13 protein-coding genes are annotated in these 13,040 nt (G+C 69.9%); 11 read left to right on the forward strand and 2 right to left on the reverse strand.

What is annotated here, in order from left to right; all coding sequences use genetic code 11:
* The first annotated feature begins 93 nt into the window (after nt 1–93).
* A complete protein-coding gene (locus tag B2J89_RS03495) occupies nt 94–2,463 on the forward strand; it encodes a Tex family protein (protein WP_169167840.1) in 2,370 nt (789 codons plus the stop codon).
* Between the two features lie 90 nt (nt 2,464–2,553).
* Nucleotides 2,554–3,384, forward strand: coding sequence for an HDOD domain-containing protein (locus B2J89_RS03500; RefSeq protein WP_169167841.1), 831 nt, complete (start codon nt 2,554–2,556; stop codon nt 3,382–3,384).
* A 45-nt stretch (nt 3,385–3,429) separates the two neighbouring features.
* Here B2J89_RS03500 and B2J89_RS03505 read toward each other — a convergent pair whose 3' ends face one another.
* Nucleotides 3,430–4,566 carry an iron-containing alcohol dehydrogenase gene (locus B2J89_RS03505; RefSeq protein WP_169167842.1) on the reverse strand — a complete coding sequence of 379 codons (1,137 nt, stop codon included), beginning with the start codon at nt 4,564–4,566 and terminating at the stop codon, nt 3,430–3,432.
* A 62-nt stretch (nt 4,567–4,628) separates the two neighbouring features.
* Here B2J89_RS03505 and B2J89_RS03510 point away from each other — a divergent pair, with 62 nt between their 5' ends.
* Genes B2J89_RS03510 through B2J89_RS03520 form a run of 3 tightly spaced genes read left to right on the forward strand, consistent with a single transcriptional unit; the run spans nt 4,629 to nt 7,350 of the window.
* Nucleotides 4,629–5,498 (forward strand): 2-keto-4-pentenoate hydratase, encoded by an 870-nt coding sequence (locus tag B2J89_RS03510; protein ID WP_169167843.1) that lies wholly within the window; start codon nt 4,629–4,631, stop codon nt 5,496–5,498.
* A gap of 58 nt (nt 5,499–5,556) precedes the next feature.
* Entirely contained in the window at nt 5,557–6,489 is a 933-nt protein-coding gene (locus tag B2J89_RS03515) for an alpha/beta hydrolase (RefSeq protein ID WP_169167874.1), read from the forward strand.
* A 3-nt stretch (nt 6,490–6,492) separates the two neighbouring features.
* Nucleotides 6,493–7,350 (forward strand): YbgC/FadM family acyl-CoA thioesterase, encoded by an 858-nt coding sequence (locus B2J89_RS03520; protein WP_169167844.1) that lies wholly within the window; start codon nt 6,493–6,495, stop codon nt 7,348–7,350.
* 131 nt (nt 7,351–7,481) lie between these two features.
* On the opposite strand, the gene B2J89_RS03525 is transcribed toward B2J89_RS03520, so the two are convergent.
* Nucleotides 7,482–8,399, reverse strand: a complete 918-nt coding sequence (locus tag B2J89_RS03525; protein ID WP_169167845.1) for a folate-binding protein YgfZ — start codon at nt 8,397–8,399, stop codon at nt 7,482–7,484.
* Nucleotides 8,400–8,408: 9 nt separating this feature from the next.
* Here B2J89_RS03525 and mltG point away from each other — a divergent pair, with 9 nt between their 5' ends.
* The 6 genes from mltG (at nt 8,409) to B2J89_RS03555 (ending at nt 13,030) form a co-directional block, all read left to right on the forward strand.
* On the forward strand, nt 8,409–9,428 hold the full coding sequence (gene mltG, locus B2J89_RS03530) for an endolytic transglycosylase MltG (RefSeq protein WP_169167846.1): 1,020 nt from the start codon (nt 8,409–8,411) through the stop codon (nt 9,426–9,428).
* A 14-nt stretch (nt 9,429–9,442) separates the two neighbouring features.
* On the forward strand, nt 9,443–10,120 hold the full coding sequence (tmk, locus tag B2J89_RS03535; RefSeq protein WP_169167847.1) for a dTMP kinase: 678 nt from the start codon (nt 9,443–9,445) through the stop codon (nt 10,118–10,120).
* A complete protein-coding gene (locus B2J89_RS03540; protein WP_169167848.1) occupies nt 10,117–11,112 on the forward strand; it encodes a DNA polymerase III subunit delta' in 996 nt (331 codons plus the stop codon). The genes tmk and B2J89_RS03540 overlap by 4 nt, the downstream gene beginning before the upstream one ends.
* Before the next feature lie 18 nt (nt 11,113–11,130).
* Nucleotides 11,131–11,490: a PilZ domain-containing protein gene (locus B2J89_RS03545; protein ID WP_169167849.1), complete on the forward strand. Its 360-nt coding sequence runs from the start codon at nt 11,131–11,133 to the stop codon at nt 11,488–11,490.
* A 65-nt stretch (nt 11,491–11,555) separates the two neighbouring features.
* The gene (locus B2J89_RS03550; protein WP_169167850.1) at nt 11,556–12,362 is read left to right on the forward strand and encodes a TatD family hydrolase; all 807 of its coding nucleotides are present in this window, start codon (nt 11,556–11,558) and stop codon (nt 12,360–12,362) included.
* Complete coding sequence (locus tag B2J89_RS03555) at nt 12,359–13,030, forward strand: ankyrin repeat domain-containing protein (protein WP_169167851.1); 672 nt, start codon at nt 12,359–12,361, stop codon at nt 13,028–13,030. The genes B2J89_RS03550 and B2J89_RS03555 overlap by 4 nt, the downstream gene beginning before the upstream one ends.
* The last annotated feature ends 10 nt before the right edge of the window (nt 13,031–13,040 follow it).

Below are 13,040 nucleotides of genomic sequence, written 5' to 3' on the forward strand. Positions count from 1 at the left end.
CAGGGCCGCAGTGCGGCGCTCGCACGGTGTGCCCCCGCGCCTGTGGCAAACTCGCCCGCTTTTCCTGACCGGGTGCCGTGGGGCACGACAGCAATGCAAAAAATCATTGGGCAGATTGCCGCAGAAATCCGTGTCACGGCGGCGCAGGTGCAGGCCGCCGTCGACCTGCTCGACGGCGGGGCCACCGTGCCCTTCATTGCGCGCTACCGCAAGGAAGCGACGGGCGGCCTCGACGACATCCAGCTGCGCGAGCTCGAAGCCCGCCTGACGTACCTGCGCGAGCTCGCCGACCGGCGGGCGGCGGTGCTCAAGGCCATCGACGAGCAGGGCAAGCTGACCGACGCGCTGCGCGCGGCCATCGCGGCCGCGCCGACCAAGCAGGAGCTCGAAGACCTCTACCTGCCGTTCAAGCAAAAGCGCCGCACCAAGGGCCAGATGGCGCGCGAGGCCGGCATCGAGCCGCTGGCCGACAAGCTGTTTGCCGACCCCACGCTCGACCCCGCCACCGAGGCCGCCGCGTTCACCCGGCCGCCCGAAGTGCTCGACGACGGCAAGCCCGGCGCCGATTTTTCGACCGTGCCGGCAGTGCTCGACGGCGTGCGCGACATCCTGTCCGAACGCTGGGCCGAAGACGCGGCGCTGGTCCAGAGCCTGCGCGAATGGCTCTGGTCCGAGGGCCTGCTGGCCGCCAAGAAGGTCGAAGGCAAGGACGAGAACCACCCCGACGTGGCCAAGTTCCGCGACTATTTCACCTACGACGAACCGATTGGCCGTGTGCCCTCGCACCGCGCGCTGGCCGTGTTCCGCGGCCGGGCGCTGGAGCTGCTCGACGCCAAGCTGGTGCTGCCCGTCGAGCCCGAGCCCGGCAAGCCGAGCATTGCCGAAGGCCGGATCGCACTGCACCTGGGCTGGAGCCATGCTGGCCGCGCCGCCGACGACCTGATCCGCAAGTGCGTGGCCTGGACCTGGCGCGTCAAGCTCAGCCTCTCGACCGAGCGCGACCTGTTCTCGCGCCTGCGCGAAGACGCCGAGAAGGTCGCGATCAAGGTGTTTGCCGACAACCTGCGCGACCTGCTGCTGGCCGCGCCGGCCGGCCCGCGCGTGGTGATGGGGCTGGACCCCGGCATCCGCACCGGCGTCAAGGTGGCCGTGGTCGATGCCACGGGCAAGCTGGTCGACACCGCCACGGTGTTCCCGCACGAGCCGCGCAAGGACTGGGACGGCGCGCTGCACACGCTCGCCAAGCTCTGCGACAAGCACGGCGTGCAGCTGATTGCGATCGGCAACGGCACGGCCAGCCGCGAGACCGACAAGCTCGCGGGCGAGCTCATAAAATTGATGTCAAAAGTCCCTCAAACGCAGACAGGGAAAGTGCAAGAAGCTATTGAAAAGATAGTGGTCAGCGAGGCCGGCGCCTCGGTCTACTCGGCCAGCGAATACGCTTCGCAAGAGATGCCCGACGTCGACGTGAGCCTGCGCGGCGCGGCCAGCATCGCGCGGCGCCTGCAGGACCCGCTGGCCGAGCTGGTCAAGATCGACCCCAAGAGCATCGGCGTGGGCCAGTACCAGCACGATGTGAACCAGGCCGAACTGGCGCGCACGCTCGGCGCCGTGGTCGAGGACTGCGTGAACGCGGTCGGCGTGGACCTGAACACGGCCAGCGCGCCGCTGCTCTCGCGCGTCTCGGGCCTCTCGGGCAGCGTGGCAAAGGCCGTGGTGCGCTGGCGCGAAGCGCACGGCGCGTTCCAGAGCCGCAAGCAGCTGATGGAAGTGGCGGGCCTGGGCGCCAAGACCTTCGAACAAAGCGCGGGCTTCCTGCGCATCCGCGGCGGCGAAAACCCGCTCGACATGACCGGTGTGCACCCCGAAACCTACCCCGTGGTCGAGCAGATCATGCAGGCGACGGGCAAGCCCGTGGCCGAGCTGATGGGCCGCGCCGACATGCTCAAGACCCTGAAGCCCGAGCTGCTGGCCAACGAAAAATTCGGCGTCATCACCGTCAAGGACATCCTGGCCGAGCTCGAAAAGCCCGGCCGCGACCCGCGGCCCGACTTCAAGGTGGCGCGCTTCAACGACGGCGTCGAGGACATCGGCGACCTCAAGGAAGGCATGCAGCTCGAAGGCACGGTGAGCAACGTGGCGCAGTTCGGCGCCTTCATCGACCTGGGCGTGCACCAGGATGGGCTGGTCCACGTGAGCCAGCTGGCGCACAAGTTCGTCAGCGATGCGCGCGAAGTCGTCAAGACCGGCGACATCGTCAAGGTGCAGGTGCTCGAAGTCGACGTGCTGCGCAAGCGCATCAGCCTGACCATGAAGCTGGGCCAGGCCAGCGCCCGCCCGGGCGGCGGCGCGCCCAACCGCTTCGAGGGCGCAGGGCGCCAGCAGCAGCCGCGCCGCGCGAGCGAAGCGCCGCAGCAGTCGAGCATGGCCGCGGCCTTTGCCAAGTTGCAGGGCAAGCGCTAAGGCGGTAAGAACCGGAACAGGCGCTGGGCACGGCAGGGCGCCGGGCCCATGGATAATGGCCCGGTTTCCACCACCGCGCGCCCGAACCCCATGGAGTTGAACGCCCTGCTGGCCCAGCCCGCCGTCCTGCCCAGTCTGCCGCGGGCGGTGGCTTTGCTGATGAACCAGCTGGCCCACGACGAGCCCGACCTGCGCCGCGTCAACCAGCTGCTGGGCACCGACCCGGCGCTGGCGGCGCGGGTGCTGGAGCTGGCCAATTCCGGCGCTTTCGCGGCGCAGCGCCACATCGCCGGCATTCCCGAAGCGCTGGCGCTGCTGAGCACGGCCCAGCTGCGCACGCTGGTGAACTCGGCGCCACTGGGCACGGCCTCGCGCAGCGTGCCGGGCGTGAACCTGCCCCAGTTCTGGCGCTACAGCCTCCACACGGCCAAGCTCGCGCGCTCGCTCGCGGGCAGCCTGCACCAGGACCAGGTGGCGGCCTATACCGCGGGCCTGCTGCACGGCCTGGGCGAGCTGGTCATCCACCTGGCCGCGCCGGAGCGCGTGCAGTCGCTCAATACGCTGGTCGCGCCGCTGGACCTGCGCCGCAGCAAGCTGGAGCAACACCTCTTCGGCTACTGCTATGGCCGCGTGAGCGCGGCGCTGGCCCTGCGCTGGCAGCTGCCGCAGGTGGTGGTCGATGCGCTGGCCTACCAGCACGCCCCGTTCGAGAACAAGGCCTATGAGCCCCTGGCCGGGGTGATCCACCTGGCGGTCTGGCGCGCACGGGCACGCGAGGCGGGCCTGGACGACAAGGAGATGGCGGTGAGCTTTCCCGACGAGGTGGGTGTGGTGCTGGGGCTGGACATCGACATGGTGCTGCAGCAGGACCCCATCGACTGGACCCCGCGCTCCGAGGCCGACGCCGGCGAGTTCGCCTGAGCCGCGCAGGGCAAGCGTCCTGTGGCGCGGCTTTGGGCGACGGGTTTACAGCGAGGCCCGCAGCATCTCGCGGTAGTCCTGCCGCGTCGCCAGGCGCGGATTGGTCAGGTGGCAGTGGTCGGCCAGGGCGCCGTCGATCACGGCCTCGAACTGCGCTTCGCCGACGCCGACCGCCGAGAGGCCACGCGGCAGGCCCAGGCGGGCATTCATGGCACGGATCGCCTCGGGGATGTCGCCCGCCGATGCCAGGCCCATGGCGTGCGCCATGCGCTCCAGGCGCCTTTCCTTTTGCACGGATTCAGACGTGGCGTTGAAGCGTACCACCGCCGGCAGAAACAGCGCATTGAGCGTGCCGTGGTGCAGCCGCGGGTCCACGCCGCCGAGACTATGGCTCAGCGAATGCACGCAGCCCAGGCCCTTCTGGAACGCCATTGCGCCCTGCATGCTGGCGCTCATCATGTTCAGGCGCGCTTCGGCATCCTGACCCTGGCGCGTGGCGCGCTCGATGTGCGCCCAGCCGCGTGCGAGGCCGTCGAGCGCAATGCCGTCGGCCGGCGGGTTGAAAGCGGCCGACATGAAGGTTTCCATACAGTGCGCGATCGCGTCCATGCCGGTCGCGGCCGTCAGGAGCGGCGGCAGGCCGAGCGTGAGCTCGGGGTCGCAGATGGCGGCCCGGGGCACCAGGTGCCACGAATGGAAGCCGAGCTTGCGGTGGTCGTCGACGATGAGGATGGCGCCGCGCGCCACCTCGCTGCCGGTGCCGCTGGTGGTGGGCACGGCAATCACGGGCGCCACTGCCGCCGTGATGCGCGGCGAGCCGCCTTCGATCGTGGCGTAGTGCGTGAGCGGACCGCCGTGCGTGGCGGCGATGGCAATGCCCTTGGCGCAGTCGATGGCGCTGCCGCCGCCCACGGCGATGAGCCCGTCGCAGCCCTCGGCACGGTACACCGCCACGGCGGCGCGCACGGCGGCCTCGGTCGGGTTGGAGGGCGTCTGGTCGAACACCGCCACCGGCAGGCCGGGCAGGGCGTCGAGCGCCTTTTGCAGCAGGCCCGCGGCTTTCACGCCGGGGTCGGTGACGATGAGCGGGCGCGCGATGCCGACGCGCTCGCACTCATGCTTGAGCAGGCGGATGGCGCCGGCTTCGAACTGGATCTGGGTGATGTAGTAGATGAAAGCCATGGCGGTGGAGGCAAAAGTTGCGGCTACGATGCGTGCAAACACTGTACAACCCGGAGGCTGACATGACCCCAAAGCAAACCCTGGCCCTGCTGGCGTTTTCCGTCGCGTGCGCGACAGCGGTGCAGGCCGAGTGCCTGAGCGATGCCCAGGCCGCCGAGATGGCCGACCACTACTTGGCCAGGACGCCTGCCGCCAACCCCGAGAACCTGTCCGACGCCGACGGCGCCTGCACGCGCGCCAAGTTCAATGCGCTGCTGGCGCCGCGCCTGGGCAAGGTGGTGGGCTACAAGGCCGGCCTGACCAACCCGGCGGTGCAAAAGCGCTTCAACACCGACAAGCCGGTCTGGGGCAAGCTCTACGAGGGCATGGTGCTGTCCAGTGGCGCCAGCGTGCCCGCCGCCTTTGGCGCGCGGCCGCTGTTCGAGGCCGACATGCTGGTGCGCGTGAAGAGCGCGGCCATCAACCAGGCCCGCACGCCGATGGACGTGCTCGCCGCCATCGACCAGGTCATCCCGTTCATCGAGCTGCCCGACCTGGTCGTGCAGGCGCCACCGAAACTCAACGGCCCGGGCGTGGCCGCCATCAATGTCGGCGCGCGCCTGGGCGTCGCGGGCAGCCCGCTGGTCGTGCCCGCCTACCGTGCCGAGCGCCATGCCCTGCTCGATGCGCTGCGCGACATGCGTGTGGTGGTGAGCGAGGGCAGTGGCGCGCAGCTCGCGCAGGGAAAGGGCAGTGACATCCTCGACCATCCGCTCAACGCCGTGGTCTGGCTGGCCGGTGCGCTGGCGCAGGAAGGCCTGGCAATGCAGCCCGGCGACCTGATCAGCCTGGGTTCGTTCTCGCCGCTGATGCCGCCCAAGCCGGGCCAGACCATCACGGTGCGCTACGAGGGCCTCGCCGGCGCGGCGCCCGTGGTGGTGCGTTTTGAGTGAAAGCGGCGCAGTGACGGCCTCCCATCTGCACCTGCACCACACCCGCCTGACCCCGCAGATGCGCAGCGTGCTCGAACGCATGGCGCGCGCGGGCCACCCACCGCTGCACACGCTCTCGCCCACGCAGGCCCGCGCGGCCTACGAGGCCGGCGCGGGCGTGCTCGAAGTGCCCAAGGCGCCGCTGCCGCGCGTCGAAGATCTGCGCATTCCCGCGCGCGACGGGTACGCCTTGCCGGCGCGAATCTATGCGCCGCGGGTGCCCGCCGGCGGCCCGGGCCTGCCGCTGTTGCTCTACCTGCACGGCGGCGGCTTCACCATTGGCAGCATCGCCACGCACGACGTGCTGTGCCGCGAACTCGCGCGCCTGGCGGACTCCATGGTGGTGTCGCTGGGCTACCGGCTCGCGCCCGAGCACAAGTTTCCGACCGCGTCCAACGACGCCTGGGACGCCCTGCAGTGGCTGGCCACCCACGCCCCGGCCCTGGGCGCCGATGGCGCGCGCCTGGCCGTGGGCGGCGACAGCGCGGGCGGCACGCTGGCGGCGGTGTGCGCCATCCTCGCGCGCGACGCCGGCCTGCCGCTGGCGCTGCAGCTGCTGTTCTATCCCGGCTGCGCGGCGCACCGGGACACGCCCTCGCACACCACCTACGCCAAGGGCCTGGTGTTGGAGGCACCAGCCATCAGCTGGTTCTTCGGCCACTATGTGAAAAACCGCCAGGAGCGCGAGGACTGGCGCTTTGCCCCGCTGCTGGCGAGCGACGTGGACGGCGTGGCGCCGGCCTGGCTGGGCCTGGCCGAGTGCGACCCGCTGGTGGACGAGGGCGTGGACTACGCCGACAAGCTGCGTGCCGCGGGCGTGCCGGTGGATCTGGAGATCTACCGCGGCGTCACGCACGAATTCATCAAGATGGGGCGTGCCATTGCCGAGGCGCGCACCGCACATGCCGACGCCGCGCGCGCGCTGCGCCAGGCGTTCCGTACCGAGGATTGAGCCATGCAGCGCCAAGCGTTCCGTTTCTTCCACCCTATGCGCGTGCGCTGGGCCGAGGTGGACATGCAGAAGATCGTCTTCAACGCCCACTACCTGATGTACTTCGACACCGCCATGGCCGACTACTGGCGTGCGCTGGCGCTGCCGTATGAGGCCAGCCTGCAGGCGCTGCAGGGCGACCTCTATGTGCGCAAGGCCACGCTCGAATACCACGCCTCGGCCCGCGCCGATGAGCGCATCGACGTGGGCTTGCGCTGCAGCCGCATCGGCAATTCGTCGCTGTTGTTCGAGGGCGGCGTTTTCCGGGGCGACACGCTGCTGGTCGGCGGCGAGCTGGTGTACGTGTTTGCCGACCCGGCCACGCAAACCCCGCGCCCCGTGCCCGAGTTGCTGCGCAGCGTGCTGCAAGGCTTCGAGGCCGGCGAGTCCATGCTCGACATCCGCACCGGCAGCTGGGACACCTTGCAGGCCCACGCCGGGCCGCTGCGCACCGCGGTGTTCGTGCAGGAGCAGGGCATCCCTGCCGAACTCGAATGGGACGCCGACGACGCCAGCGCGCTGCACGCCGTGGCCTTCAACCGCCTGGGCCTGCCCGTGGCCACCGGGCGCCTGGTGCGCCAGGCGGATGGCGCGGCGCGCATCGGTCGCATGGCGGTGCTGCCGCTGCTGCGCGGCGCCGCCGTGGGGCGCGCCGTGCTCGATGCGCTGGTCGAGGCGGCGCGTGCGCGCGGTGACCGCCAGATCGTGCTGCACGCGCAGCGCTGCGCCGAGGGCTTTTACCGCCGCGCCGGCTTTGCGGCGCAGGGCGATCCCTATGAAGAGGCGGGCATCGCCCATATCACCATGGCGCGGACGCTGTAGGGCGAGGATGCGCCGCGCCGTGCCATTGCGTGCAAGGCACGATTGCTCTTAAAGCAATAGCTGTCAGCGCTTGCTGGGTAAGCGCTGGAAGCCTATTTCATTGAAATTTTCTGCGCCGCCGGCGCGGCGCATCAAAGGTCTTCGAGCAGCGGGTAGGGCAGGGTGCCCAGCGTGAGCGCCACGCCATCGGTGGCGCCGACCTGCAGGCCGCCATGCTCGGCCGCCGCGATCTGCAGCGAGGCGATGGCGTCCCAGCCGCCGCTCGGGGCGGGGGCGGCCTGCACCAAGGTGCCGCAGGGCTGCTCCAGCTCGTCTGCCGCAAACACTTCGGCGCCCACGGCGAGCGCCGCCGGCGCATGCACCAAGTAGGCGCGGCGCTTGATGGCGCCGCGGAACTGGCTGCGCGCCACGACTTCCTGGCCCGGGTAGCAGCCTTTCTTGAAGCTCACGCCGCCCACCGATTCGTAGTTGAGCATCTGCGGCACGAACGCCTCGACCAGCGGCGCGGTCAGTGTGGCGACGCCGCTGCGCACCTCGCCCCAGGCCCAGAGCGCGGGGTCGAGCGCCGCGCCGGCAGGAGGGGACTCGCCGGCGGGTGCCACCCACAGCGCGCGCGGCTGGCCGTCCGCAGCGGGCAGGTGCACCAGGGTTGCGGAGCCAAAATCGGCCTTGGACCAGGCGGGCTGTGCGCTGCCAGCTATGGAAAGCAGAGCGTTGCCGGCCAGGCCATAGAGCGCGAAATCTTCCGTCGCGTCGCTCAGTCTGGCCTTGGCGCGCATCACGAACATCGACATGCGCTTGAGCGTGGGTGCCAACAGGTCGCGGCTGCAGACCAGCAGCACCTCGGTCGGGCTGCGCTTGAAACCGATGAAGCTGGCCTGCATGCGACCCTTGGCCGACAAGAAGGCGGCCAGGCGCGCCTCGTGCAGGCCGAGCAGCGCAAAGTCCTGCGTGAGCTGGCCGTGCAGGAACTTGGCCGCGTCTTCGCCTTCCGCGCGGATCACGCCAAGGTGGTTCAAGGGGGTTATGCCATCGAGGATCACAGTCATGGCTGAATTATGATGCCCCCTCCCTTTCTTACAGGTTGCAGGGTTGTGCGTCGTCTTCTGGCATGGTTTTTGTTTTTGGCGGTGGCGCTCGGCGGCGCGGCCGTGTGGTGGCTGCACGCCCCTCTGCCCATGGGCGGCCAGGCGCTGGAGCTGGAGATCGAGCCCGGCACCACACCGCGCGGCGTGGCCCGCAACGTGCAGGCCGCGGGCGTGCAGGTCGATGCGCGGCTGCTGTATGCCTGGTTTCGCCTGTCGGGGCAGGACCGCCTGATCAAGGCCGGCAACTACGAGATTCCTGCGGGCACGTCGCCCTACAGCCTGCTGCAGAAGCTGGTGCGCGGAGAAGAGTCTCTGCGCGCGCTGACCCTGGTCGAGGGCTGGAACTTCCGCCAGGTGCGCGCCGCGCTGGCGCGCGAGGAGTCGCTCAAGCCCGACACCGCTGGGCTGACCGACGCGGACATCATGGCGCGCCTGGAGCGCCCCGGCGTCCCGGCGGAAGGGCGCTTTTTCCCTGACACCTACACCTACGCCAAGGGGTCGAGCGACCTGGCCGTGCTGCGCCGCGCCCTGCGCGCCATGGACCGGCGCCTGGAGGCGGCATGGAGCCAGCGCGCCAGCGACACGCCGCTCAAGTCGGCCGACGAGGCGCTGGTCCTGGCCAGCATCGTCGAGAAAGAAACCGGCCGCGCCAGCGACCGCGGCATGGTGGCCGGCGTCTTCACGAACCGCCTGCGCGTGGGCATGCTGCTGCAGACCGACCCGACGGTGATCTACGGCCTCGGCGAAAAATTCGACGGCAATCTGCGCAAGAAGGACCTGCAGACCGATACCCCGTGGAACACCTACACGCGTGCCGGCCTGCCGCCCACGCCTATCGCCATGCCTGGCAAGGCCGCGCTGCTGGCCGCCGTGCAGCCCGAGCGCACCAAGGCCCTGTATTTCGTCGCCAGGGGCGACGGCAGCAGCCACTTCAGCGGCTCGCTCGACGAGCACAACCGCGCCGTCAACCGCTACCAGCGCAGGCAGTAGAGAGAACCCAACACATGGCACCCACAGGGCTGTTCATCAGTTTCGAAGGCATCGACGGCGCGGGCAAGTCCTCGCACATCGAGGGCCTGGCCGCGGCCTTCCGGGCCCAGGGCCGCACGGTGGCGCTCACGCGCGAGCCCGGCGGCACGCCGCTGGCCGAGAAGCTGCGCGCGCTGCTGCTGCACGACGCCATGGATGCGCTCACCGAGTCGCTGCTGGTGTTTGCCGCACGGCGCGACCACCTGCGCTGCGTCATCGAGCCTGCCCTGGCGCGCGGAGAGGTCGTGCTCTGCGACCGCTTCACCGACGCTACGTTCGCCTACCAGGGCGCGGGGCGCGGCTTCGATCTGGCGGTGCTATCGCATCTGGAGCGCCTGGCGCAGACCGGGCTTGCTCCAGAGCCCGATTTGATGCGTGAACCCGATCTGACAGTCTGGTTTGACCTGCCCGTCGAAGTGGCCGCGCAGCGCCTGGCCGCCGCGCGCGCGCCCGACCGCTTCGAGTCCGAGCCCGTAGAGTTCTTCCGCCGCGTCGCACAGGGCTATGCCGACCGCGCGGCCGCCGCGCCCCAGCGCTTCGCGCGCATCGACTCCGCGCAGGAACGCCACGAGGTCTGGCAGCAGTTGACCAGCATCCTGGTGCGCAAGGGCTGGCTGGCGATCATGGTGGCAGCGCAGGGAGGCCCAAGGTGAGCGCTGTGCTTGCGTCATGGATCGCCGCGCAGCGCAGCACGCTGCTGGCCCAGCGCGGCCACGCCTGGCTGCTGCAGGGCCCGTCGGGGCTTGGGCAGTTCCAGCTGGCGCTGGAGCTGGTGCGTGCCTGGCTGTGCGAGGCGCCGACGGCACAAGGCGCCTGCGGCCACTGCACCAGTTGCCATGCGATCGACGTGCACACCCACGCCGACCTGTGCGTGCTGATGCCCGAGGTCGACATGCTGGCGCGTGGCTGGCCGCTGCCCGAGAAAGCCCAGGCCGAGCTTGACGACAAGAAGCGCAAGCCCAGCCGCGAGATCCGCGTCGAGGCCATGCGCGACGCCGTCGAGTTTGCGCAGCGCACCAGCGCGCGCGGGCGCGGCAAGACGGTGCTGGTCTATCCGGCCGAGCAGATGAACACCGTGACGTCCAACGCGCTGCTCAAGACGCTGGAGGAGCCGCCCGGCGACGTGCGCTTCGTGCTCGCCAGCGAGGCCGCGCACCAGCTGCTGCCCACCATCCGCAGCCGCTGCCTGGGCCACACCATGGTGTGGCCGGCACAGGCGCAGATGCTCGACTGGCTGGCTGCGCAGGGCGTGGCCGGCGAGGCGGCAGAAGCCTTTTTGCGCGCCACGGGTGGCCGCCCCGAAGACGCCCTGGCGTTCGCGCGCTCGGGCCGCAGTCCTCAGGCCTGGGCGCAGTTGCCCAAGGCGATGCTGCGCGGCGACGTGACCGCGCTGGCCGACGCGGGCCCGGCGCAGGCCATCGACGCACTGCAAAAGCTCTGCCACGATCTGCTGGCGCTGCGCGTGGGCGCCGCACCGCGTTACTTCGCGACCGCCGATCTGCCGCCGGCGCCCGCCATCGGCCCGCTCACGCGCTGGTCGCGCGCACTGACCACGGCGGCGCGCACCGCCGACCATCCGTTCAACGCCGGCCTGATGCTGGAGGCGCTTGTGGCCCAGGCGCGAAACACCCTACACTCGCGCTAACCCCGCGTTTCCCACCCCATGAGCAGTCCTTCCACCGCACCCCGTCCCAGCGTCATGCAGCTGGCCATCAAGGAAAAGGCCGCCTTGTATGCCGCCTACATTCCCTTTTTTGCCGAAGGGGGCATTTTTGTGCCCACCCCGCGCGACTACAGGTTGGGCGACGATGTTTACGTGCTGCTGACGCTGCCCGAAGACACCCAGCGCTACCCGGTCGCGGGCCGCGTGGCCTGGGTCACGCCAGCGCGCGCAGGCGGCAACCGCACGCAGGGCGTGGGCATCCAGTTTCCGAAAGATGAAAAATCGCGCCAGCTCAAGCTGAAGATCGAAGAGATCCTGGGCACGGCGCTGGGCTCCGAGAAGCCGACGCAGACGATCTGACGCGCGCCTTTCCCCTGTGCCGACCCGCAGCGAGCCGGTCGGCTTTTTTTGTTTTGCATTCCCTCATGTTCACCGACTCCCACTGCCATCTGAGCTTCCCCGAACTGGCCAGCCAGTTGCCCGCCATCCGCCAGGCCATGGCGCAGGCGCAGGTGGAACGCGCCCTGTGCATCTGCACCACGCTAGAAGAATTTGCCGACGTGCACGCGCTGGCCATCGCGCACGACAATTTCTGGTGCTCGGTGGGCGTGCACCCCGACAACGAGGGCGTGGCCGAGCCCACGGTGCAGGACCTGATCGCGCGCGCCGCGCTGCCGCGCGTGGTGGCGATTGGCGAGACGGGCCTCGACTACTACGGCATGGAAGACCGCAAGGGTGGTCGCAGCATCGCCGACCTGGAGTGGCAGCGCGAACGCTTTCGCACGCACATCCGCGCCGCGCGGGCCTGCGCCAAACCGCTGGTCATCCATACGCGCAGCGCGTCGGAGGACACGCTGGCGATCCTGCGCGAGGAGGGCGAGGACGGCGCGGGCAACCGTGCCGGTGGCGTGTTCCATTGTTTCACCGAGTCGGCGCAGGTGGCGCGTGCCGCGCTCGACCTGGGCTACTACATCTCGTTCTCCGGCATCATCACCTTCAAGAATGCGCAAGACCTGCGCGACGTGGTGGCGTTCATGCCGCTGGACCGCATGTTGATCGAAACCGACAGCCCCTACCTCGCGCCCGTGCCCTACCGCGGCAAGACCAACAACCCTGCGTATGTGCCATTCGTGGCGCAGCAGATCGCGCAGACGCGCGGCATTCCGGTGGAGGACGTGGCCAGCGCCACCAGCCGCAACTTCGAGGCCCTGTTTGCGGGCGTGCGGGCATGACGCTGCGCCGGCGCGCCGTCCTGGGCATGGCCGCGGCGGGTTTGGCGGAGGCGGTGCGGGCGGGTTCGTTCGAAGACTTTTTCACGGCCATCCGGCGCGACGACGGCAATGCCATCCTGGCCTTGTTGCGCCGGGGCTTTGACCCCAACACGCGCGATGCCACGGGCCAGCCAGGGCTGTTGCTGGCCCTGCAGCTGCAATCGCTGCGCGCCTTCGCCGCGCTGATGGCAGCGCCCACGCTCGATGTGGAGGCGCGCAACGCCCAGGGCGAAAGCGCGCTGATGCTGGCCGCGATCCGGGGCGACATCGACGTCGCCAAGGCCTTGATCGCGCGCGACGCCGATGTCAACAAGACCGGCTGGACCCCCTTGCATTACGCCGCCGCCGGCACGGGCGCGCAGCATGTAGCCATCATGGCGCTGCTGCTGGAAAACCACGCCTACATCGACGCCGAGTCGCCCAACGGCACCACGCCGCTGATGATGGCCGCGCAATACGGCACGCCCGAAGGCGTGCGGCTGTTGCTTGACGAAGGCGCCGACCCGTCGCTGAAGAACCAGCTGGGCCTGACCGCCTCGGACTTTGCCCTGCGCGCCCAGCGCAGCGATGTGGCCGATGCCATTGCCGCTGCCGTGCGCAGACGCCAGCCCCAAAGCGGAAAGTGGTAGGGCAGGGCGG

The organism is Acidovorax sp. SRB_24 (assembly GCF_012931925.1).

Coding starts and splice junctions, on each gene's coding strand:
- mltG (WP_169167846.1), top strand. CDS start 8,409: ATGATGCCCCCTCCCTTTCTTACAGGTTGCAGGGTTGTGCGTCGTCTT.
- B2J89_RS03520 (WP_169167844.1), top strand. CDS start 6,493: ATGCAGCGCCAAGCGTTCCGTTTCTTCCACCCTATGCGCGTGCGCTGG.
- B2J89_RS03545 (WP_169167849.1), top strand. CDS start 11,131: ATGAGCAGTCCTTCCACCGCACCCCGTCCCAGCGTCATGCAGCTGGCC.
- B2J89_RS03495 (WP_169167840.1), top strand. CDS start 94: ATGCAAAAAATCATTGGGCAGATTGCCGCAGAAATCCGTGTCACGGCG.
- B2J89_RS03525 (WP_169167845.1), bottom strand. CDS start 8,399: ATGACTGTGATCCTCGATGGCATAACCCCCTTGAACCACCTTGGCGTG.
- B2J89_RS03515 (WP_169167874.1), top strand. CDS start 5,557: ATGCGCAGCGTGCTCGAACGCATGGCGCGCGCGGGCCACCCACCGCTG.
- B2J89_RS03505 (WP_169167842.1), bottom strand. CDS start 4,566: ATGGCTTTCATCTACTACATCACCCAGATCCAGTTCGAAGCCGGCGCC.
- B2J89_RS03555 (WP_169167851.1), top strand. CDS start 12,359: ATGACGCTGCGCCGGCGCGCCGTCCTGGGCATGGCCGCGGCGGGTTTG.
- tmk (WP_169167847.1), top strand. CDS start 9,443: ATGGCACCCACAGGGCTGTTCATCAGTTTCGAAGGCATCGACGGCGCG.
- B2J89_RS03500 (WP_169167841.1), top strand. CDS start 2,554: ATGGAGTTGAACGCCCTGCTGGCCCAGCCCGCCGTCCTGCCCAGTCTG.
- B2J89_RS03550 (WP_169167850.1), top strand. CDS start 11,556: ATGTTCACCGACTCCCACTGCCATCTGAGCTTCCCCGAACTGGCCAGC.
- B2J89_RS03510 (WP_169167843.1), top strand. CDS start 4,629: ATGACCCCAAAGCAAACCCTGGCCCTGCTGGCGTTTTCCGTCGCGTGC.